The sequence below is a fragment of the Acinetobacter sp. ANC 4173 genome (genome assembly GCF_004331255.1).
Lineage (GTDB): Bacteria > Pseudomonadota > Gammaproteobacteria > Pseudomonadales > Moraxellaceae > Acinetobacter.
Window position 1 is genome coordinate 238,180 of sequence record NZ_SJOF01000001.1, and the last position, 21,059, is coordinate 259,238.

17 protein-coding genes and 2 tRNA genes are annotated in these 21,059 nt (G+C 41.1%); 10 read left to right on the forward strand and 9 right to left on the reverse strand.

All coding sequences use genetic code 11. The annotated features are described in order from the left end of the window. The first annotated feature begins 32 nt into the window (after positions 1–32). The gene (locus E0H94_RS01060) at positions 33–905 is read left to right on the forward strand and encodes a lytic transglycosylase domain-containing protein (RefSeq protein WP_131324721.1); all 873 of its coding nucleotides are present in this window, start codon (positions 33–35) and stop codon (positions 903–905) included. A 130-nt stretch (positions 906–1,035) separates the two neighbouring features. Further along, the gene (gene htpX, locus E0H94_RS01065) at positions 1,036–1,941 is read left to right on the forward strand and encodes a protease HtpX (protein WP_131324723.1); all 906 of its coding nucleotides are present in this window, start codon (positions 1,036–1,038) and stop codon (positions 1,939–1,941) included. Between the two features lie 47 nt (positions 1,942–1,988). On the opposite strand, the gene E0H94_RS01070 is transcribed toward htpX, so the two are convergent. Beyond that, entirely contained in the window at positions 1,989–2,585 is a 597-nt protein-coding gene (locus E0H94_RS01070) for a DUF4112 domain-containing protein (protein WP_131324725.1), read from the reverse strand. 264 nt (positions 2,586–2,849) lie between these two features. Then, positions 2,850–5,948, reverse strand: coding sequence for a multidrug efflux RND transporter permease subunit (locus E0H94_RS01075; RefSeq protein WP_131324726.1), 3,099 nt, complete (start codon positions 5,946–5,948; stop codon positions 2,850–2,852). Between the two features lie 422 nt (positions 5,949–6,370). On the opposite strand from E0H94_RS01075, the gene E0H94_RS01080 reads away from it, so the two are divergent. Then, positions 6,371–6,745 (forward strand): diacylglycerol kinase, encoded by a 375-nt coding sequence (locus E0H94_RS01080; RefSeq protein WP_131324728.1) that lies wholly within the window; start codon positions 6,371–6,373, stop codon positions 6,743–6,745. Between the two features lie 456 nt (positions 6,746–7,201). Here E0H94_RS01080 and groL read toward each other — a convergent pair whose 3' ends face one another. From groL to E0H94_RS01100, 4 genes are all read right to left on the reverse strand, one after another. Further along, positions 7,202–8,836, reverse strand: coding sequence for a chaperonin GroEL (groL, locus tag E0H94_RS01085; RefSeq protein WP_131324730.1), 1,635 nt, complete (start codon positions 8,834–8,836; stop codon positions 7,202–7,204). 60 nt (positions 8,837–8,896) lie between these two features. After that, a complete protein-coding gene (groES, locus tag E0H94_RS01090) occupies positions 8,897–9,187 on the reverse strand; it encodes a co-chaperone GroES (RefSeq protein ID WP_116763434.1) in 291 nt (96 codons plus the stop codon). A gap of 194 nt (positions 9,188–9,381) precedes the next feature. After that, positions 9,382–10,140 (reverse strand): metallophosphoesterase family protein, encoded by a 759-nt coding sequence (locus E0H94_RS01095; RefSeq protein ID WP_131324731.1) that lies wholly within the window; start codon positions 10,138–10,140, stop codon positions 9,382–9,384. Then, positions 10,121–11,053 carry a diacylglycerol/lipid kinase family protein gene (locus E0H94_RS01100; RefSeq protein ID WP_131324733.1) on the reverse strand — a complete coding sequence of 311 codons (933 nt, stop codon included), beginning with the start codon at positions 11,051–11,053 and terminating at the stop codon, positions 10,121–10,123. Before E0H94_RS01100 ends, E0H94_RS01095 begins: the two co-directional genes overlap by 20 nt. A 413-nt stretch (positions 11,054–11,466) precedes the next feature. On the opposite strand from E0H94_RS01100, the gene E0H94_RS01105 reads away from it, so the two are divergent. Both E0H94_RS01105 and E0H94_RS01110 read left to right on the forward strand, forming a co-directional pair. Continuing rightward, entirely contained in the window at positions 11,467–13,299 is a 1,833-nt protein-coding gene (locus E0H94_RS01105) for a phosphoenolpyruvate carboxykinase (GTP) (RefSeq protein ID WP_131324735.1), read from the forward strand. A gap of 101 nt (positions 13,300–13,400) precedes the next feature. After that, the gene (locus E0H94_RS01110; protein ID WP_131324737.1) at positions 13,401–13,766 is read left to right on the forward strand and encodes a hypothetical protein; all 366 of its coding nucleotides are present in this window, start codon (positions 13,401–13,403) and stop codon (positions 13,764–13,766) included. 92 nt (positions 13,767–13,858) lie between these two features. On the opposite strand, the gene glpD is transcribed toward E0H94_RS01110, so the two are convergent. Then, the gene (gene glpD, locus E0H94_RS01115; RefSeq protein WP_131324738.1) at positions 13,859–15,370 is read right to left on the reverse strand and encodes a glycerol-3-phosphate dehydrogenase; all 1,512 of its coding nucleotides are present in this window, start codon (positions 15,368–15,370) and stop codon (positions 13,859–13,861) included. A gap of 364 nt (positions 15,371–15,734) precedes the next feature. Here glpD and E0H94_RS01120 point away from each other — a divergent pair, with 364 nt between their 5' ends. After that, a complete protein-coding gene (locus E0H94_RS01120; protein WP_131324740.1) occupies positions 15,735–17,054 on the forward strand; it encodes an MFS transporter in 1,320 nt (439 codons plus the stop codon). A 131-nt stretch (positions 17,055–17,185) separates the two neighbouring features. After that, a complete protein-coding gene (locus E0H94_RS01125) occupies positions 17,186–17,617 on the forward strand; it encodes a hypothetical protein (protein WP_131324742.1) in 432 nt (143 codons plus the stop codon). 27 nt (positions 17,618–17,644) lie between these two features. Here E0H94_RS01125 and E0H94_RS01130 read toward each other — a convergent pair whose 3' ends face one another. Together E0H94_RS01130 and folD are read right to left on the reverse strand one after the other, a co-directional pair. Next, the gene (locus E0H94_RS01130; RefSeq protein ID WP_131324744.1) at positions 17,645–18,313 is read right to left on the reverse strand and encodes a class I SAM-dependent methyltransferase; all 669 of its coding nucleotides are present in this window, start codon (positions 18,311–18,313) and stop codon (positions 17,645–17,647) included. A 283-nt stretch (positions 18,314–18,596) separates the two neighbouring features. Then, on the reverse strand, positions 18,597–19,445 hold the full coding sequence (folD, locus tag E0H94_RS01135; RefSeq protein WP_131324746.1) for a bifunctional methylenetetrahydrofolate dehydrogenase/methenyltetrahydrofolate cyclohydrolase FolD: 849 nt from the start codon (positions 19,443–19,445) through the stop codon (positions 18,597–18,599). A gap of 152 nt (positions 19,446–19,597) precedes the next feature. Between folD and E0H94_RS01140 the strand changes: the two genes are divergently transcribed. From E0H94_RS01140 to E0H94_RS01150, 3 genes are all read left to right on the forward strand, one after another. Then, positions 19,598–19,671, forward strand: a tRNA-Cys gene (locus tag E0H94_RS01140). 13 nt (positions 19,672–19,684) lie between these two features. Continuing rightward, a tRNA-Leu gene (locus E0H94_RS01145) sits at positions 19,685–19,770 on the forward strand. Between the two features lie 547 nt (positions 19,771–20,317). Continuing rightward, positions 20,318–21,049: a hypothetical protein gene (locus E0H94_RS01150; RefSeq protein WP_131324747.1), complete on the forward strand. Its 732-nt coding sequence runs from the start codon at positions 20,318–20,320 to the stop codon at positions 21,047–21,049. Positions 21,050–21,059 lie beyond the last annotated feature (10 nt).

Consider the following 21,059-nt stretch of genomic DNA (forward strand, 5'->3'; position numbering starts at 1 on the left):
TGACTGTTTGGGGACAGAAAAATTGATAAAAAATGAAAAATAAATGGCATAACGTTCAAGCTTACCTTCTTGGCTGTGCATCAGTCTTACTCATAAGTCCTGCCTGTATGGCCGGTGAAACTATTTATCAACTGACCGATTCGAATGGTACGACCCTGCTCACCAATAAAAAAAGTAAATATAGCCATTTAAAAGTCGAAAAAAAAACCTATTATCCCGACAGTAACATGCACAGTTACAGCAACTGGGGAAACTCAGAAGCTTCCGTATTACCCAGCTACAGCCGCAATCGAAATGCGTTTGACAGCATGATTCGTCAAGCTGCCCAAACCCATGGGATTTCTGAAGGTTTAATTAAAGCAGTGATGCATACTGAATCGGGCTTTAATGTGAATGCTCGCTCGCCTGTGGGTGCTTTAGGCTTAATGCAACTGATGCCTGCAACAGCACGTCGCTTCAATGTTTCAAATGCCTATGACCCTCAGCAAAACATTATGGGCGGTGCTAAATATTTAAGTTGGTTACTCAAACGTTTCAATGGTAATACCTCTTTAGCACTGGCTGCATACAATGCGGGTGAAGGTAATGTCGATAAATACGGCGGGATTCCTCCCTTTAGAGAAACCCAAGATTATGTGCGCCGTGTGAGCAGTCGTTATAGCAATCTGTATTCAGGTGGTCTGATCAGCAGTAGTAGCAATTCAGAGAAAATCGTTGCCCAATCTGTAAATTACAGTGCGAAGCAAATCAATGCTCAATCTACACAGGCAGAGTCTATTCCAAATCCATCGTCCAGAAGTGGGCAGCGTGAGATCATCATCGCAGCGGATGGCAGTTATACTGATGCACCAAGAGCAGGCTCATATTCGACTGAACATGCGTCTGCATCTGCACGAATCTATTAATAGAAAAATGTTATTTTTCGCGACGAATCACGATTTTTTCTTGAATTTTTGCAATATTCACCGCATATTGATCCTTATGATTTATCAGTTATAAATCAGATTATATTTCTATATTAAGAGGATTTTCTCAATGATGCGGATTGGTTTGTTCTTGCTAACCAACCTCGCGGTACTGGTTGTAGCTGGCATTATTTTGTCACTCTTCGGTGTCGGTAGTTATCATGGCGCAGGTGGCTTGAATCTAGGCAACCTTTTAGTCGTCTGTTTCGTGTTTGGTATGGTTGGCTCTGTAGTGTCTCTGTTCATGTCGAAATGGATGGCGAAAAAAACAACTGGCACTGAACTTATTGACCCTAATGCTCCACGTAGCCAAGCAGAGGTTTGGTTGCTACAAACAGTTGCGGAATTGTCTCAACGTGCTGGTATTAACATGCCAGAAGTGGGTATTTTCCCATCTTACCAATCAAATGCCTTTGCAACAGGTTGGAATAAAAATGATGCGCTCGTAGCTGTTTCTACAGGCTTACTTGAGCGTATGAATAAAGATGAATTGCGTGCGGTACTGGCTCACGAGATTGGTCACGTTGCCAATGGTGATATGGTCACACTCGCTTTGATTCAAGGTGTCGTTAACGCCTTTGTCATGTTCTTTGCACGTGTTGTAGGTGATTTCATTGACCGTAATGTCTTTGGTCGTGAAGATGGTGAAGCGCCTGGCTTAGCTTACTTCGGTATTACAATTGTTCTCGACATCGTCTTTGGTATTTTAGCTTCTGCCATCGTGATGTGGTTCTCACGCTACCGTGAATATCGTGCCGATGAAGCGGGTGCACGTTTAGCAGGTAAACAAGCCATGATTTCTGCCCTATTACGTCTTCAAGCAGAATCAGAGCTTCCAGATCAAATGCCAAAAGAAATGAAAGCGTTCTCTATTGCGGAAGGTAAAGAACAAGGTTTTAGCTTAGCAGCCTTATTCCAAACTCACCCATCGATTGAACAACGTGTAGCAGCCTTACAACAATTAGACTGCGCATAAGTTTAAAGATTCAAAAAAGCCTCCAATATGGAGGCTTTTTTATTAGATCAATAGGTTGAAGACCAGTTTTGATACCAAGACCATACCGCAGTAAAGCCATACCAAGAGGCAACAAGCAGCAAAACAATCACCACCAAACCAATCAAATCTGGAATATGTAGCCATAACCACGCAATCACTGGCTGGCGCCAAAAGGCTGAATGCTGCTGCTTCTGTTCTAACTTTTCATGTAAATATGGATGTTCGACATGCGCCATATCGCGGATCTGATATTCTTCCCGAATATGCTCATGTACGACATCGAGTGCTTTACGGCTTGGACGAATAAATATATCAAATAGGGTCCCTGCTATTGGAATAAATCCCACCACCAAATCCATTAGTGCCAGTTTATACACTACATTTAATTTATGTTGTGGTACGCCAATTTGCTTGGCTTTATACACCGCATAACAGGTTAAGGCAAAACCTGCGACATCCCCTGCCACAGGAATGGTCCCCAATGCGGCATCTGCACCTACGCCTTGTTTGGTAAATGGAATTCGAATCAGTGAATCCATCAAATTGGCATATTTCGCTAAATCACGCTCTAAACGAATCACTTCTTGTGGTGTTTTTTTTGTAGCTGATGGCTGTGAAGGCATAGGCATGTCGATAGGATGTTGATTTCACTACAGCTTAAATCATTTTGATCCTCAAAAAAGTAACAAAGGGTTATTCAAAATTCTAGAAAATTGAATAACCTCCGTTGATTGATCTCAATGCTTTTCAGTATAAATTTAGTCGTTTGAAAACATTCACTCTACTGTAAAATGTCATAGCTGACTTATTGTCTAAATAGAGTTGAGGAAGGATATTCATCCCGCGCATGAATTGCCTATACAGAAAACGATCAGCAGCTGACAGCACTATGACTGCGGTTGTTTCTTCCCAAACATGGAGCGAATCAACACGTACATAAAGGGAATAAAAATCAGTACCAAGACTGTTCCGAAAATTACACCGCCTAAGACGCTAATGCCTATTTCCTGTCGACTTGCCGCCCCTGCACCTAAGGCAAACACCAATGGAATAACCCCAGCACCAAAAGCCAAAGAAGTCATCAAAATTGGACGTAAACGTAAACTCGCCCCCTCCATAGCTGCTTGTATGACCGTCAGACCACGTGTTTGCGCTATAGAAGCAAATTCCACAATCAAAATGGCATTTTTACAGGACAGACCAATCGTAGTGAGTAAGGCAATCTGGAAATAAATATCATTCGGGAAGCCAACCCAATAACTGAATAGGATATTGCCCCCTATCCCTAAAGGAATGGCACTCATCACAGCTGTTGGAATCGTCCAGCTCTCATACAACGCAGCCAAACATAAAAAGATAAAACCAATCGAAATCAAATATAACCATAATGCCTGATGACTGGATTTCTGCTCCTCAAAAGACAATCCACTCCATGCCAAGTCAATATCAGGCTGCTGCTCCACCAGTTTCTGAATATCCCCCATAGCGACGCCCGAACTCACATTCTTGGCTGTATCGGCTTCCATCTCTAAAGCGGTATAGCCCATAAAGCGTTTTACGACTTCAGGTCCACCACCCCAATTCACGTTGGCAAAACTGGCAAATGACACCATCTGATTGGTATCATTACGGACATACCATTGCTGTAAATCTTCAGGTGTCGAGCGATATTCGGCATCTCCCTGCATCATCACACGTTTAACCCGCCCACGATCAATAAAATCATTCACATAAGAACCGCCCCACGCTGCCGATAAGGTGCTATTAATGGCAGACTGAGATAAACCTAGAGCCAATGCTTGTTTTTGATCAATCTTGACTTGTAATTCAGCTTTATCAGGGTTTGCCTTGTTATCCAGATTTTCAAAGCTCTTATAGTGTTCCGCGGCAGTTTGTAACCTTTTAAACTCTGAATCTAAGAATTGACGTCCATTGCCGTTAATGTCTCGAATCCAGAACTCCAAACCATCCGTCTGGCCCAGCCCACTCACGGATGAAGGCATATTCACCATAATTTTGGCATTACGATTCTGACGGAAATGCTGCATCGCCCGTTCACGTATGGCTTGGGCTGAGTTGTGTTGACCACTCCGCTCATCCCAATGTTTCAAGGCAACAAATCCTTGTCCCAAATTCTGACCCGTCCCAGAGTAATTACGCCCATAACGCACCATCACTAAGTTGACATTGTCTTTTTCTTGACTCAGAAAATACTGGCGAATTTCCTCACCCACTTCGCGACTTTTAGACAACGGTGCGCCATTGATCAGCTCAAATTGCACACTTAATATGCCCTGATCTTCACTCGGAATAAAACTGGTGGGCAAAGCACGATAAAACAAGGCAAATACGGCGATTAACGCAGTAAATATCACCAAACTGATGCGTTTATGATTTATGGTCAATTGCGCGAGTTTAAGATAGTGTATTTTTAACTGGTCTAACTTTTGATTGAACCACGCTGCCCATTTTTTCTGCTTATTGCTGGGCTGCAAAATTAAAGCACACAGGGCTGGTGTTAACACCAAAGCCACTATTAAGGAAAGCCCCATGGCAGCCACTAACGTAATGGAAAACTGACGGTAAATCACACCCGTTGAGCCGCCAAAAAATGCCATCGGAATAAAGACTGCCGTCAGTACCAAAGTAATCCCAATTAAGGCTCCACTAATTTCCTGCATGGATTCAATGGCAGCATCTTTGGCAGACAAATGCTGTTCGTGCATCAAACGTTCAACATTTTCGACCACCACGATGGCATCATCCACCAATAAGCCAATCGCTAAAACCAAAGCAAATAGGGTTAAGGTATTAATGCTCATACCTAAAACATAGAGTATTGCCATCGTTCCCAAAATCACTACAGGCACAGTAATAGTTGGAATCAAAGTTGCACGCCAATTCTGCAAAAACAGAAACATGACAATGACCACCAGAATGACCGCTTCAAACAGGGTTTTGACGACTTCCTTAATCGACTCTTGCACAAACGGCGTATTATCCCGCGGATAAACAATTTTATATCCCGCAGGCAATTTACCGGATAAATGCTCAACTTCGGCTTTAATCAGTGCAGATGTCGCAAGGGCATTCGCTCCAGAAGATAAAGAAATCCCCATCCCTGCCGAGGCAAAACCATTGATGGTATTAAAGGATTGATAGTTTTCTGCACCAAGCTCAATGCGTGCCACATCTTTTAAATAAACAAAACTACCATCACGGTTTGATTTCACAATAATCTGTTCAAATTCAGGTACAGTTTTAAGCCGAGATCCCGAAGTCACTTTTGCATTCAGATATTGATTTTCGACTGTGGGTAAATCGCCAATGCCGCCCGCTGCAACTTGTGTATTCTGTGCTTCAATTGCGCTACGAACATCGGATGGCATTAAACTATATTGCTTAAGTTGGCTCGGATTCAGCCAGATGCGCATGGCGTATTGTGAGCCAAATACATCAACTTCACCGACACCTTCAATACGGGCAATATCCTGTTCCAAATGGGTCATCATATAATCAGACAATTCTATATTGTCGCTACGACCAGAGGCATCATATAGGCCAATCACCATATGGGTATCCCCCAGTGATTTATAGACATTTATGCCTTGGCGCTGCACATCTTCGGGTAAACGACTGACGACTCCGTTAATTGCATTTTGTACTTGTACCTGCGCAGTATCGGGGTCAGTGCCATTTTCAAAACTGATGCTAATTCGACTACGTCCAGAAGAATCACTGCTGGAACTAAAATATAAAAGATGATCAATACCTTTGATTTGCTGTTCTAAAATTTGCGTAACACTTTCCTCTACGGTTTCCGCAGATGCACCTGTATAAGTTGCACTCACAGTAATTCGTGGTGGCGCAATATCGGGATAACGTTCTACTGGCAAATTCAGAACGGCAAAAAGCCCCAAAGCCATCACAATAATTGCAAGTACGCCAGCAAAAATGGGACGTTGTATAAAAAACTTAGACAACATAGGTTTGCGCCACTTAAAAATTAGAATTCAAAGGAGAAAGAAAAACTAGCAAATTTATGTTGATATTCAATGACCCAAGCATAAAACACAATCATTATTAACATAGTTACGGATTTATTATTCAATTATGTAGAAATGATGAAGATCCATTCCTTCCACCCGATAATTTCAATCAATCACGCAAATCCAGCGTCAATCCAATGTCGGCTTTATATTCTTCAATACATAAAATCAATGCCAACTTGAATATCAGGCTGAACTTAAAGGATGAAGATCTCTTTATTCCAAGCCAAGTTACAACTTTTTGCTCATTTGATTGAGCGTAATTCATGCTAAACTGAACATACATATTTTGTATGTTTTAAGCCCACTTTAATCTATCAGGGCTATTCTCTTCTCTATCTTAAACGATCCAATCCATCATGAGCGAATATTCTCCCCTTAAAGGTAAAACTGGTTTTAAACGAATTTTTAACGCAGCCCACTATTCTATCGCTGGATTTAAAGCCGCTTTTCAACATGAAGCTGCTTTTCGACAAATTATTTATATCAATCTTATTTTGATTCCAATCACGTTTTTTCTTAACGTGAGTCGTAGCGAGCAAGCCCTTCTCATTGCAGTCTGTCTATTGGCAATTATCGTTGAACTCTTCAACTCTGCCTTAGAAGCCATTGTCGATCGCGTTTCTTTAGAACGTCATCCCTTGTCTAAAAATGCCAAAGATATGGGCAGTGCTGCGCAATTTGTTGCTTTAAGCATCATTGCCGTGACTTGGACACTGATTTTATGGGGTTAAAGTACGCTTAAGGAATATGTTCAAAATCTAGCGGAAGCTTGCCAATAAAAGGAATAGCTCAATTTGAGTTGAACAAACGTTTTTGGCAAAATTTTGATATATCTCTATACTGAACTGTAAGTATCAGTGCACATGCTATGGCAATTACCTCTCGGTTGTATACATTCACAAACAGCTCAGAAATTTTGATTTCATGTTATAAAAGCTGATTGGACTGCTTTAAAAAACACTCACAAGTTGATGTTACTGATTTGACTTAGTTCAAAATACCGCGACTTTTTGTTCTTTCAGTTATGGATGCGGCATATTCTGCCAATCACTGAAAAATTAAACGACCTTTATACTCTTTTAATAGTTTGTTTTTAAAATCTTTTTCTAAATCAATTACACCGATAAAAATAAAAAATCCCCACATTAAGTGGGGATTTTTTAGATCTGTGAATCTGGGGGTAATGATTACATCATGCCGCCCATACCACCCATGCCGCCCATATCAGGCATAGCAGGCTTGTCTTCTGGAATATCAGTGATCATGCATTCAGTTGTGAGCATTAGACCAGCAACAGAAGCAGCATGTTCAAGTGCAGAACGCGTTACTTTTGCAGGGTCAAGAATACCCATTTCTAGCATGTCACCATACTCAGAAGTAGCAGCGTTGTAACCAAAGTTACCTTCACCATTTTTCACTGCATTGATCACAACTGAAGGCTCATCACCTGCATTCGCAACGATTTGACGAAGTGGTGCTTCAATTGCACGACGTAAAATGTTGATACCTACGTTTTGATCGTCATTCGCGCCAGTTACACCATCAAGTGCAGTTGCAGCACGTACAAGTGCAACACCACCACCAGCAACTACACCTTCTTCAACCGCAGCACGCGTTGCATGAAGCGCATCGTCAACACGGTCTTTCTTCTCTTTCATTTCAACTTCAGTCGCAGCACCAATTTTGATGACTGCAACACCGCCAGCTAATTTAGCTACGCGTTCTTGAAGTTTTTCTTTGTCATATTCAGAGGTAGATTCTTCAATTTGCGCACGGATTTGAGTAACGCGTTCAGAAATTTGAGCTGCATCACCAGCACCATCAACAATCACAGTATTTTCTTTAGAAATCGTGATTTTGTGTGCAGTACCTAAATCTTGAAGAGAAGCTTGCTCTAAAGACATGCCTACTTCTTCAGAAATCACAGTCGCACCCGTCAAGATTGCGATGTCTTGAAGCATTGCTTTACGACGGTCACCAAAACCAGGTGCTTTCACCGCACATACTTTGATAATACCGCGCATGTTGTTCACAACAAGCGTAGCTAAAGCCTCACCTTCAACATCTTCAGCGATAATTAAAAGTGGCTTGCCTGTTTTAGCAACCGCTTCAAGTACAGTAATCAATTCACGGATGTTGCTGATTTTTTTGTCAACAAGCAAAATGAACGGGTTTTCTAATTCAGCTGTTAAAGTATCTTGCTTGTTGGCAAAGTACGGGCTGATATAACCGCGGTCAAACTGCATACCTTCAACAACGTCCAAAGCATCTTCAAAGCCTGAACCTTCTTCAACGGTAATTACGCCTTCTTTACCCACGCGTTCCATTGCTTGTGCAATGAGTTTACCTACAGTTTCGTCAGAGTTTGCAGAGATTGAACCCACTTGTTCAATTGCTTTAGTATCAGAAGCAGGTTTTGCTGTTGCTTTAATTTCAGCAACCAATGCTTTAACTGCAAGGTCGATACCACGTTTCAAGTCCATTGGGTTCATACCCGCAGTTACAGACTTGATCCCTTCATTTAAAATTGCTTGAGCAAGTACAGTTGCTGTTGTTGTACCGTCACCCGCGATGTCATTGGTTTTAGAAGATACTTCACGAACCAATTGAGCGCCCATATTCTCAAATTTATCTTTAAGAGAAATTTCTTTCGCAACTGTTACACCATCTTTAGTGATGTGCGGTGCACCGAAAGAACGGTCAATCACAACATTACGACCTTTAGGGCCTAAAGTTACTTTTACAGCATCTGCAAGCACGTTTACGCCTGCAATCATTTTAGAGCGTGCTGAATCACCAAATTTTACGTCTTTAGCTGACATTTATAGACTCCGAAATTTTTTAATCTTTACTAATCTGAGATTGAACGAGTAAGAACAGAATTAGCCTTCTAATACAGCTAAAATGTCAGACTCTTTCATGATAAGAAGTTCTTCACCTTGTACTTTTACGGTTGTACCTGCGTAAGTACCGAACAATACTTTGTCGCCAACTTTTACATCTAAAGCACGAATACCGTTGTCCGTGATTTGACCATTACCTACAGCAATAATTTCACCTTGTGCTGGCTTTTCTGCTGCAGAACCTGGCAATAAGATACCGCCAGCGGTTTTCGTTTCTTCTTCAACACGACGAATAACTACACGGTCATGTAATGGACGAATGTTGCTCATAAATAACTCCATCAGACTAAGTCTATTAAGATGACTGATGACGACTTATTTATTCCTTTGGTCATCATCAAAATGAATTTAGATGACACTTTTGTGGGGATGGAAAATAGGGCTTCAAGGGCAGACTTTAAAAAAAACATCTTTTTTGTATGTTTTTTATGCAATACAACTGATTCGTTGCTGAATTCAGCAATTTATACCAATTCAAAGTCTAAATGTTGAAGGCTAAATTGATAATGGCGCACATCGGCCTGCGCATCAATCACATTAAAACTATTGCTTAAAGCATGGTGTAAACGATAAGACGTTGCCGTTCCTGCATGAATATCCAACACAGGATGCCCAACATTTAAATGATATAAATAATTTAAATCGAACACTGCTGACTGATGCAAATGACCATGCAGCAGTGCCTTTAAACCACTTTTACTCCAAACTTCTAATGCCATACGTCCAAGTACAGGACAGTCTTTAATGCCATGCGGATCTTCTGGTGATGCATAAAAAGGTTGATGTGCCGCAATAATTTTAATTTTGTGCTCTGGTGCGCGCTGTAAGATTTGATCAATCTGCTGAATTTGCTCTAAAGAAATATGCCCGCGCGTATGGTAACGACGGCGGATACTGTTGACCCCAATCACATAAAAGTGCTCAGTTTCCAAGGTCATTTCCATATTGCCAAAAAACAATTGGTAACGGGTAAAGGGATTAAAAATACGATCCCAAACATGGTACAACGGAATATCATGGTTACCTGGCACCACCAAGTAAGGACAATTCAAGCTGTCGAGGAACTGTTTACAGTGAAAAAATTCTCTATAGCGCGCACGTTGGGTTAAATCTCCGCTCACTACCACCAATTCGGGCTGTTGTTCACAACAAAACCGCTGAATCGCAGTTAGACATTCAGGTCGCTCAGTACCAAAATGCAGATCAGACAGATGCAGCAGCATACGGCACCATTATGTTAACTGCATTTTTTTGTACGGTGATATGCAGTGGAGGGCACATTTCTACAATTTCACCATCCAGTGCAACCGTTAATTTTTCACGTTGCGAAAAAACTTTGACATCATCTGCGGCAAAACTATACACATCTGGTGCTTTTTCTAGCTCACCACGAATTAACTGCAATAACATTCGAAATAAAGTTAATTTATCGCTTTTTGCAACCACTACGCCTGCAACCTGCCCCTGCTCTGCACATTTGGCAATACGTAATTTCATTTCTGCTAACTGTAATTGATTATTACCAAAAAAGATTAATGGGGTTTTTACAGGATAAGTTTTACCATCCACTTCCACCTCTAGCTTCAACTCTTTACGATCTCGAATCAACACATCCAAACCCGAAGTGTAGGCATGTAAAGGAAAACGTCCAAACTTGGCATTATAGAGTTCACGACGTTGAATAAATAAAGGATATAAACCCAAACTGGCATTATTTAAGTAAATTTGATCATTAATTTTAGCCACATGAATAGAGCGTATCTGCCCTGTAGCAACCACTTCAGCCGCTTGCATAATTTCAAGTGGAATATTCAAAACACGGGCAACATAATTAAATGTGCCTAAAGGTAAAATACCGACAGGGATATGGGTCCCGAGTAAGGCTTTGGCAACCGCATTTAACGTTCCATCACCGCCTGCTGAAACAATCACACCCATTTCGCTGGAACAATGATGGCGCTGTATAATAGATTGCATCAAAATAGGAAAATCGTTTTTTTCGCCCAGCTCAAAAACCTGAATCTCAAAGCCGTGCTCTGTAAAATATGTCAGCAATTGCTCATAGATTTCTTCTTTATTGCTGGCATGAAAACCAGAGCGTGCATTGTAAATAATCGAAAGGGGTTTTAAATTCATCCCGCAAATTCACTTCTATGAAGTATTTGCTCTAATTTTGTCCAATTTATCACCAATTAACAATGCCCTTATGCAAAATTCAAATTACCACCATTCATTTAATCAATAATAGTTCTCATAAAAAAAATATACATAAGCTATTGTATATAAAGCATATAATTTAAATAAATAATTTCCATAAATAAAATAAATATAAATAAAGTCAAAAAATACAAATCACAACACAATGATTTATAATGGAAAATTAAAAATACAATACAAATTATCAATATCTACAAGTAGATACGGGTGTCTTATTTTTTTCATCGTTTTGTGCTTTAATACTGCCACTTTTTTTTACTTTCATCTAGGTAACCTGATTACTTAGATTGGACTTTGTACAAAATTTGTACACTTTTAAGATAGGCCTCACCATGACCCAAGTGAACGCACCAGAATTCGTTCGTCACCCTAAGCTTATTGCATGGGTTGAAGAAATTGCGAAATTAACCAAACCAGCAAAGATTGAATGGTGTGACGGCAGCGAAGAAGAATATCAACGTCTTATCGACTTGATGATCGCTAACGGCACTATGCAAGCTTTAAATCAAGAAAAACACCCTGGTTCTTATCTTGCAAATTCTGACCCTTCTGACGTTGCGCGTGTTGAAGGTCGTACATATATCTGTTCTGAAAAAGAAGAAGATGCTGGTGCGACAAACAACTGGGAAGCTCCTGCAGAAATGCGCACTCGTTTAAATGGTTTATTTGACGGTGCAATGGAAGGTCGTACAATGTACGTTGTTCCTTTCTCTATGGGTCCTTTGGGCAGCCACATTGCACACATTGGTATTGAATTAACAGACTCACCTTACGTTGCGGTAAGCATGTCTAAAATGGCACGTATGGGTAAAGCCGTTTATGACGTTCTTGGTACTGATGGCGAGTACATTCCTTGCGTCCACACTGTAGGTGCACCGCTTGCAGAAGGACAAAAAGATGTTGCATGGCCTTGCAACCCTGAAAAATACATCGTTCATTATCCAGAAACTCGTGAAATTTGGTCATACGGTTCTGGTTACGGCGGCAATGCATTATTGGGTAAAAAATGCTTAGCACTCCGTATCGCATCTGCAATGGGCCGTGAACAAGGCTGGTTAGCTGAACACATGCTCATCCTTGGCGTAACGAATCCTCAAGGTGAAAAACACTACATCGCAGCGGCATTCCCTTCTGCGTGTGGTAAAACAAACTTTGCGATGCTGATTCCACCAGCTGGCTACGAAGGCTGGAAAATTGAAACTGTAGGTGACGATATTGCTTGGATTAAACCAGGTGAAGATGGTCGCTTATATGCAATTAACCCTGAAGCTGGTTTCTTCGGTGTAGCACCTGGTACAAATACCAAGACTAACCCGAACTGTATGGCGACACTTCATAAAGACGTCATCTATACCAACGTTGCTGTAACTGACAACGGCGAAGTTTGGTGGGAAGGTCTTTCTAAAGAAGCGCCTGCAAACCTGACCAACTGGAAAGGTCAACCTCATACAGGTACTGAAAAAGCAGCTCATCCAAATGCGCGTTTCACAGTGGCTGCGGGTCAATGCCCTTCTATTGACGCTGACTGGGAAAATCCAGCTGGTGTTCCAATTTCTGCGTTCATCTTCGGTGGTCGCCGTGCGGATACAGTTCCATTAATCTCAGAAGCATTTGACTGGGTAGATGGCGTATACAAAGCTGCAACAATGGGTTCTGAAACAACTGCTGCCGCTGTTGGTCAACAAGGTGTTGTTCGTCGCGATCCATTTGCTATGCTTCCGTTCGCAGGCTACAACATGGCAGACTACTTCTCTCATTGGTTAGAAATGGGTGCAGAAGTTGAAGCGAAAGCGAAAGCTGCAGGTAACAAACTTCCAGGGATCTACAATGTAAACTGGTTCCGCCGTGATGCTGAAGGCAACTTCGTATGGCCTGGTTTTGGTCAAAACATGCGTGTGCTGGAATGGATCATTGATCGTTGTGAAGGCCGTGCTGATGCAGTTGAAACTCCAATTGGTCGTGTGCCAACTTACGAACAGTTAAACTGGACTGGTTCTGACTTTACTCAAACTCAATTTGACCTGATTACCTCTCAAGACAAAGAGCAATGGATCAAAGAAATTGAAAGTCACACTGAATTGTTCAATCAATTAGGTGACCGTTTACCAGCTGCACTTAAAGCTCGTCAAAACGAACTTTTAGAAGCGGTTAAGCAATCTGCTTAAATGCTTAAAAAAACTTAAGATTAAAGACCGCACTAGCGGTCTTTTTTCAAGCTATTTTTTATAAACTTTATAATCAAAAAGAAATATCTAAGGGGAAATTCATGCTAAAAACACTCGCACTTTTGACTTGCGCATTTGCTTTATCCAATCTTGCTCTAGCCAACACCGAAACAACAGAACAACCCGTTCTACATGTTTGTGCCATTAAAGGTACACCCGACTCGAATCAATTTCAGATTAAGAAGCGGATTAAAGTTGCGAAAGGGACTTATGGTAACGTAGTAGAGCTCTACCCTCGCTTTGCTGAGCGGGCACATCAAGTCGGTGGCAATGTGGTGATTAACTACAATGCAAGCCAAAGATTTGGTTTTTGGCCTTGGCGTATTGTACGCCCAGTGGTTTGGGGTACAGCCGTTAAATGGAATACGCCTGTAAACTGCCAACAACTTGGCGGTATCGAAATCTAAAGACTAGAAAGCCGCATACGCGGCTTTTTTTAATCAAAGATCTAACCTCGATTAGAATTAAAAAAATAATCTGTATTCACTCAAAATTATGGCTACGCAGCCATTTCTTGTGCACGACGTTTATGCAAAGCAAGCAAATACTCATCCAATCTAGCAATCTGGTCTTGGTCAAATTTTAAATACAGTTTGCTACGGCGCTTTAAAATATCTTCACTACTCACCGCCCATTCATTCGCAACCAAATAATCCACCTCCTGCTGATATAAGTCATGACCAAAACACTGCCCTAACGCAGAAACATGTTCACAATCTCGAAGCATCCTCCATACTCGAGAACCGTAGCTATGTACCCAACGCTCGACCAGAGACTTCGGCACATCTGGTAAATATTGCTCTAGCTCTTTGACCAGATGCTCAGCATCAAAAAAGTTTTCCGCACCTGGTAACAAGGCTTTGGCCGTCCAGTCAGGTTTTAATTTGCTAAAAAATGGTTTGAGCTGATGCATTGCCGATTCAGCCAGTTTACGATAAGTCGTAAGCTTGCCCCCATATACTGAAAGTAATGGCGCATGCTCCTGTTGAGTCAATACCAAGGTATAATCACGCGTCATAGCAGAGGGATTATCAGACTCATCATCACACAATGGACGGACACCTGAATAAGTCGAAATAATGTCTTGGCGCGTTAATTGTTGCTGGAAATGTGCATTCATGACCTGCAACAAATAATCAATTTCACTTTCTGTAATATCCACCTGATCTGGATTGCCCAAATAACGCTGATCCGTAGTCCCAATCAAGGTATATTCATCTAAATACGGAATAGCAAAAACAATCCGCTGATCATCATTTTGCAGAATAAAAGCCTTATCTCCTGAATAAATCTTCGGCACAATAATATGGCTACCTTGAATCAATCGAATGCTATAAGCCGCCTGCATTTTTAAATCTTGCTGGATAAATTCAGTGACCCATGGCCCTGCGGCATTCACCAGTACTTTGGCGCGAACAGCGAAAGCCCCTTGTGTATTTTGTAATTGTACTGTCCAAACATTTTGCTCTGCCTGCGCAGTAATACAGCGTGTGCGTGTTTGTATACTCGCACCATTTTCATGCGCTTGAATTGCATTCGCAACGACAAGACGGGCATCATCCACAGCACAATCCGAGTACTCAAAACCTTTGACGATTTCAGGTTTAAATAGACTGGTTTTGGGATCAAAATCAATCAGATTCGAAGCCGCCAATTTTTCACGTTTGCCCAAATGATCATAGAAAAATAAGCCCGTTCGAATCAGCCATGCAGGCCGTAAATGTGGGCGATGCGGCATAATAAAGCGCATGGCACGAATGAGATGTGGTGCTTTCGCCATGAGGACTTCACGCTCAGCCAAAGCTTCTCGTACCAGACGAAACTCTTTATGCTCTAAATAACGTAACCCACCATGAATCAATTTACTGCTGGCGGATGAAGTATGGCTGGCCAAATCATCCTTTTCACACAACAAAACAGATAATCCACGCCCTGCGGCATCAGCAGCAATACCTACACCGTTGATTCCGCCACCAATGACGACCATGTCATATATATGATGTTGGTCCATATTTAGGCTCCTCTTATTTTGCGTGCTTCAAGCAACTTTTCTGTTTATATAATCCTCTACTCAATCCTAACAGAAAACCTAAATTGCAAGGCATTTATTGTCGAACCATTGCAATAAAATGTGTTCTTTGCAAAGTCCTTACACACGTGTCATTAATCTTGATTAGCCAGTTTAATATTGAATCACTCCACACCTATCACAGACATCATTGCGACTAAAGTCGAATGCGAAATCCATCTCAAGAGCGTATAAATAAATGTGAAAAGTAACATATTATTTCTCCTAAAAAATACATGTTTTTAAGTTTTTCTCCCACGGTAAAGAACTTAAAAGAATGTGTTTTTCCGCAGCTCTGGAATTCCTTGTGTCAAAATCATCTCCACAAATTGCGCACACGCCATTTGATCGAAAAACACGTTTTAAATCTATTTTAGGGGGCTCCGCCGGTAACCTTGTAGAGTGGTACGATTGGTACGTTTATGCAGCATTCACACTTTATTTTGCGCCTGTTTTCTTTCCAGAAGGTAATGAAACCGTCAAACTATTACAGGCCGCAGCCGTATTTGCCTTAGGCTTCTTAATGCGTCCTATTGGCGCTTGGATTATGGGTATTTATGCGGATCGCAAGGGGCGTAAAGCAGGTTTAACCCTCTCTGTATCTTTGATGTGTGTTGGCTCACTGATGATTGCCTGTGCCCCATCCTATGATGCTGTGGGAATGTTAGCACCTGCAATTTTATTGTTTGCACGTCTATTACAAGGGCTCAGTGTCGGTGGAGAATATGGTTCGAGTGCGACTTATCTCACTGAAATGGCAGGAAAAAACCATCGCGGATTTTTCTCTAGTTTTCAGTATGTGACTTTAATCTCAGGGCAACTTATCGCCCTGTGCGTACTGATTATTCTACAACACACGCTTTCAGAAGAAGCTCTACATGCTTGGGGATGGCGCATTCCCTTCCTGATTGGTGCCATGTTAGCCATTGTGGTGTTTTGGATTCGTCGTGGATTGGTTGAGACCCAATCTTCAAAAGAAGCGCAAGAACAAGCCAAACAAGGTGGTCCAAAATCAGGTGCAATCGAGTTATTTACTAAACATCCTAAAGCAGCTTTTACTGTCATTATGCTGACTGCGGGCGGCACACTCGCATTCAATACCTTCACCACTTATCTACAAAAATATTTAGTCAATACGTCTGGTTTTGATAAAAGTACAGCCACTGAAATTACCACCGCAGCCATCTTTATTTTTATGCTGATTCAACCTGCGGTAGGCGCCTTGTCCGATAAAATTGGGCGTAAACCAATTATGATTGCTTTTGGTATTTGTGGGGTTCTGTTTACCGTGCCGATTTTCAATCGTTTGGGAACAACCACAGACGTAACAACGGCATTTTTACTCTGCATGAGTGGGATGATTATTGTTACAGGCTATACCGCGATTAATGCGGTTGTAAAAGCTGAACTATTTCCACCCCATATTCGCGCTTTAGGTGTTGCACTGCCTTATGCGATTGCCAATACCATCTTCGGTGGTACCGCAGAATTGATCGCTTTAAGTTTTAAAAATGCAGGACATGAAAGCTATTTCTTTTACTATATTACCATCATGATTGGCTTATCCTTAATTACCTATGTTTTTATGAAGGACACGAAAAAACATAGTCTCATTACTGACCATTAACTGCTGAAGCTAAGCACCGAGACGACCCTTCTGTATTTTGTTACAGGGAGGTCGTTTTCATAGGTATTACATCGTTATTTCTACAGGCTTATGGCATACTGTGCCCAAGAATAAAACACGGAACTTCCACCATGAAAAAAACGTTTCAATTTTTAGGACTCGGTTTTATCGCTTTAGCTCTTGCAGCCTGCCAAAGCACTCCCCAACAGTATAATGGTCAAGTCGGTTACCGTGTAGAAAGCCAAACAGCGGACTCAGCAACCCTCGCTTATACCCTCGCTGGTCGTCAAAATCAGGATCTGGATGCCAAAAAACTACAACGTGCTTGCCAGAAAGTTTTAGGTACAAATAAAACCTTTAAATTACAAATTCTCAGCGTGAATGAAGTTGCCAACCCTGCTGCGATGGCATCTGATAATTATGGTCGCCAGATTGGTAATTCACGCACGTCTATCGGTCTAAGTAACACACCTGACCTACATAATGGCGAAGACTACGCAACACGTCAGGCTTTAGAAGCGCGTCCAAGTACTTTGCGTATTGTGCGTTATAGCTGCTCATAAAATCAGAGTCTTATAAGACGCTACGCATTATAGCGTCTTATAAAAGCTCACATTGCGAAACTCTTTTGCCTCATCCAAATCAGGCCAAGTTGTGGCACTACGCTCATCAATTTTCATATATTTTGGATGACTAAAATTTTTTACTCGGCTGTCGGCCACCCAAACTTCAGAGGCGAACTTTAAGAATTCATCGAGGAAAAAACGGTTACATTGGTCATACAACACATCTGCCGCCAATAGTACATCGACTAGTTCAGCTTGGTATAAATCATCCAAATACTCCAATTCAACCTGATTTAGCACTGCATTTTCTTTACAGGCAGCCAAGCTAATCGAATCGATATCACAGCAAATCACGCGCTTCGCACCCGCCATTTTGGCTGCAATCGCCACCACCCCTGAACCCGCTCCAAAATCCAAAACCACTTTATCTTTCACGTGATGAGGCTCTGCCAACAACCGCTGTGCCATTGCCAGCCCTGAAGCCCAGCAAAAAATCCAGTATGGAGTTTCATTCCAAATACGACGAATCACCTCATCATCTAGACGATCTGTTGGAAATACAGGTGGAATGAGCCACAAAGAAATAGGAGTTTCTGGCAACTGTTGCGCCAACAGCTCCGCCTGAGGAATGACCTCATTCAATGCATCCAATAAATGTTGTGGTGCTTTCGCCATTTGAAAAGTACAGCTCATTAAATTTATAAACCTTTAACGCTATGCAAAATATGCATCGTTCAAAAACAGCAATTTAAAGACGGCCATCGCTGTCACTAGAATCAACAGATCAGGCGATCATAATCTAGCTGCGCATGACTGAAAAGTAATAATCCGCTTCGTAAACCTATACAATCACTCAAAGCGGCTTAAACAGAGGATTTTTCGACTAAGCCTAAAATTCTCCTAAATGAAATCTACCCCCATAAAAAAAGCTGTATAGTTTTATGCTATACAGCTTTTTAGAAGCAGACTTAAAGTATTAGCCTAAAGCTTTCTCAGCCGCTTCAACTGTTTGACGAATTAAAGTGGTAATGGTCATTGGACCTACACCACCTGGAACAGGCGTATAAGCTGAAGCGACCTCTTCAATACCCACCAATTGAATATCACCTACACCGCCGCCATCACGTGGGTGGAAACCAGCATCAACCACAACAGCGCCTTGCTTAATCCAGTCTTTTTGAATCAGCTCAGCTTTACCTACCGCACCCACAATAATATCGGCTTGTTTAACAAACTCAGAAAGGTTCTGAGTGCGTGAATGGCAAATCGTTACGGTTGCATTTGCTTCCAATAACATTGCAGCCATTGGTTTACCTAAAATTGCAGAACGACCAACAACCACAGCGTGCTTACCTGCAATTTCAATGTTGTTTTCTTTCAGAATCGTCATAATGCCTGCTGGGGTTGCAGAACCATATGCCGCTTCGCCCATCGCCATACGACCAAAACCAAGGCAAGTCACGCCATCCACATCTTTGGCAAGAGAGATTGCATCAAAACATGCACGTTCATCAATTTGCTCAGGCACTGGATGCTGTAACAAAATCCCGTGAACATCAGGATTCGCATTTAATTTTTCAATTTCAGCCAATAATTGTTCTGTTGTTGTTTCTTTCGACAGCTCAACTTTTAATGAATCCATACCTACACGACGGCAGGCATTTCCCTTCATACGCACATAAGTCGCTGATGCACCATCGTCACCGACCAAAATCGTTGCCAAAATTGGGGTACGACCTGATTTTGCTTTCAACGCTTCAACACGGGTTAACAAGTCAGTTTCAATTTGTTTCGCCAACGCACGACCATCTAAAACTAATGCCACAGCACATCTCCAAGGTAGATATGAATCAATTTTGCAAATAATACATGATTATTTAGGCAATTTTATTCTACATGCTGATTTTATGTGCATATGCGCTATTTAAAGTATTGTAATTTTTTTAAAGGTTGCTAATATGTGCATCAACAAGACATGGCGGGGTGGCAGAGTGGTCATGCAGCGGACTGCAACTCCGTGTACGCCGGTTCGATTCCGACCTCCGCCTCCAATCTTGTTAAAACGCCCGGGTGGTGAAATAGGTAGACACAGGGGATTTAAAATCCCCCGCCCTCAAAGCGTGCCGGTTCGAGTCCGGCCCCGGGCACCATTTTAATACTTCTTAAAATGGTGCAATAAAGAATCCAGCGAAAGCTGGTTTTTTTATGTCTAAAATATTCCTCCATATATTCAATCCAGCAAAGTTAAATTTGACAAAGTACTGTAGTCCTTTATAGAAGGTTAGCGATTATTACACGTAGGCTTTTAACTCCCGAAAGAAATCCAGTAATGTACGCAATGCTTTAGACCAGCGATAGAAATAGACAAGTGTAAATCCGTATTGCCATTTCTTTAATAATAATCTGTTTGAGAAATTGTATTAGATCTTCAAAATTACAACCTTTTGGCATATCTGATAGCTAAGTAATAACAAATAAAAAAGCAACTCCCAAGGTTTATGCAAATTATGTAATGCAACAGCAGTAACTCTCATAAAATACTCTAATCAAGAATAGTTTTTTAAGTACGCTAATTCAGTTGCGTCGCGATTTCACTAAACAGGCAAATTTTTAGACCAAGTTAGTTGGCGTTAAGATCATTTGACCAAAAAGTGCATTTCTGATTTATAATGCCGTAACTTTCAAGTACTCATTTTTATGGTTAATGATAAGCAGGCAGCACTTTTTTTAAAGCCGTTACAAATGCAGTATCCCGCAGCATTTAAACGCAACTTTGTATTTTACGGCATGCTCAAAACCAAAGGTTTAATGGATGAAATCAAAGAATTTATTCCTTGGATTTTAGCCATTATGATTTTTGTTTCCTTGTCCTTAAGCTTAGGACATTATTTCGAAATACATTTTCCTCGCTTTACGACCTTTCAAGCACACGGCTTTGCTGTATTGTGCTTCATGTTGTTATTTATGCTGTATGTTCCTATTGTTCTCAAACAAATGAAACACAGCTCAAGCTCCTGTTATGAACAGCAACAACATGCACCGATTAAAATTGCAGCATTAATTATGCTACAAGCAATCAATATTGCCTTTGTAGAAAGTACTTTTTTGCAAATTGTGCTGTTTTTCTTTGCTATGGGTTTTGGCTTTGTAAAGTTTTATAAAGAAAATCTTTTTCGTAATAGTGCAACCCATGTTGGATTGTATTACCTACAAGAATTAAGACGTTTTAACTTCTGGAGTTATAAACAGACGATTAAACTCAAATTTAAACTAAAATTCACTGGAAAAAATACTGCACAATATCAGCAAAAAATTAAACAATTACAACACTTTCATACCCTACATTTAAAATCCATGCATATGGAACAGCAACTGTGCCAAACACATAAACATCAAGATTTAGAAAATTATCTGGATAGCTTGATGTAATAAAAAACTG

Coding starts and splice junctions, on each gene's coding strand:
- E0H94_RS01060 (WP_131324721.1), top strand. CDS start 33: ATGAAAAATAAATGGCATAACGTTCAAGCTTACCTTCTTGGCTGTGCA.
- htpX (WP_131324723.1), top strand. CDS start 1,036: ATGATGCGGATTGGTTTGTTCTTGCTAACCAACCTCGCGGTACTGGTT.
- E0H94_RS01070 (WP_131324725.1), bottom strand. CDS start 2,585: ATGCCTTCACAGCCATCAGCTACAAAAAAAACACCACAAGAAGTGATT.
- E0H94_RS01075 (WP_131324726.1), bottom strand. CDS start 5,948: ATGTTGTCTAAGTTTTTTATACAACGTCCCATTTTTGCTGGCGTACTT.
- E0H94_RS01080 (WP_131324728.1), top strand. CDS start 6,371: ATGAGCGAATATTCTCCCCTTAAAGGTAAAACTGGTTTTAAACGAATT.
- groL (WP_131324730.1), bottom strand. CDS start 8,836: ATGTCAGCTAAAGACGTAAAATTTGGTGATTCAGCACGCTCTAAAATG.
- groES (WP_116763434.1), bottom strand. CDS start 9,187: ATGAGCAACATTCGTCCATTACATGACCGTGTAGTTATTCGTCGTGTT.
- E0H94_RS01095 (WP_131324731.1), bottom strand. CDS start 10,140: ATGCTGCTGCATCTGTCTGATCTGCATTTTGGTACTGAGCGACCTGAA.
- E0H94_RS01100 (WP_131324733.1), bottom strand. CDS start 11,053: ATGAATTTAAAACCCCTTTCGATTATTTACAATGCACGCTCTGGTTTT.
- E0H94_RS01105 (WP_131324735.1), top strand. CDS start 11,467: ATGACCCAAGTGAACGCACCAGAATTCGTTCGTCACCCTAAGCTTATT.
- E0H94_RS01110 (WP_131324737.1), top strand. CDS start 13,401: ATGCTAAAAACACTCGCACTTTTGACTTGCGCATTTGCTTTATCCAAT.
- glpD (WP_131324738.1), bottom strand. CDS start 15,370: ATGGACCAACATCATATATATGACATGGTCGTCATTGGTGGCGGAATC.
- E0H94_RS01125 (WP_131324742.1), top strand. CDS start 17,186: ATGAAAAAAACGTTTCAATTTTTAGGACTCGGTTTTATCGCTTTAGCT.
- E0H94_RS01130 (WP_131324744.1), bottom strand. CDS start 18,313: ATGAGCTGTACTTTTCAAATGGCGAAAGCACCACAACATTTATTGGAT.
- E0H94_RS01150 (WP_131324747.1), top strand. CDS start 20,318: ATGGTTAATGATAAGCAGGCAGCACTTTTTTTAAAGCCGTTACAAATG.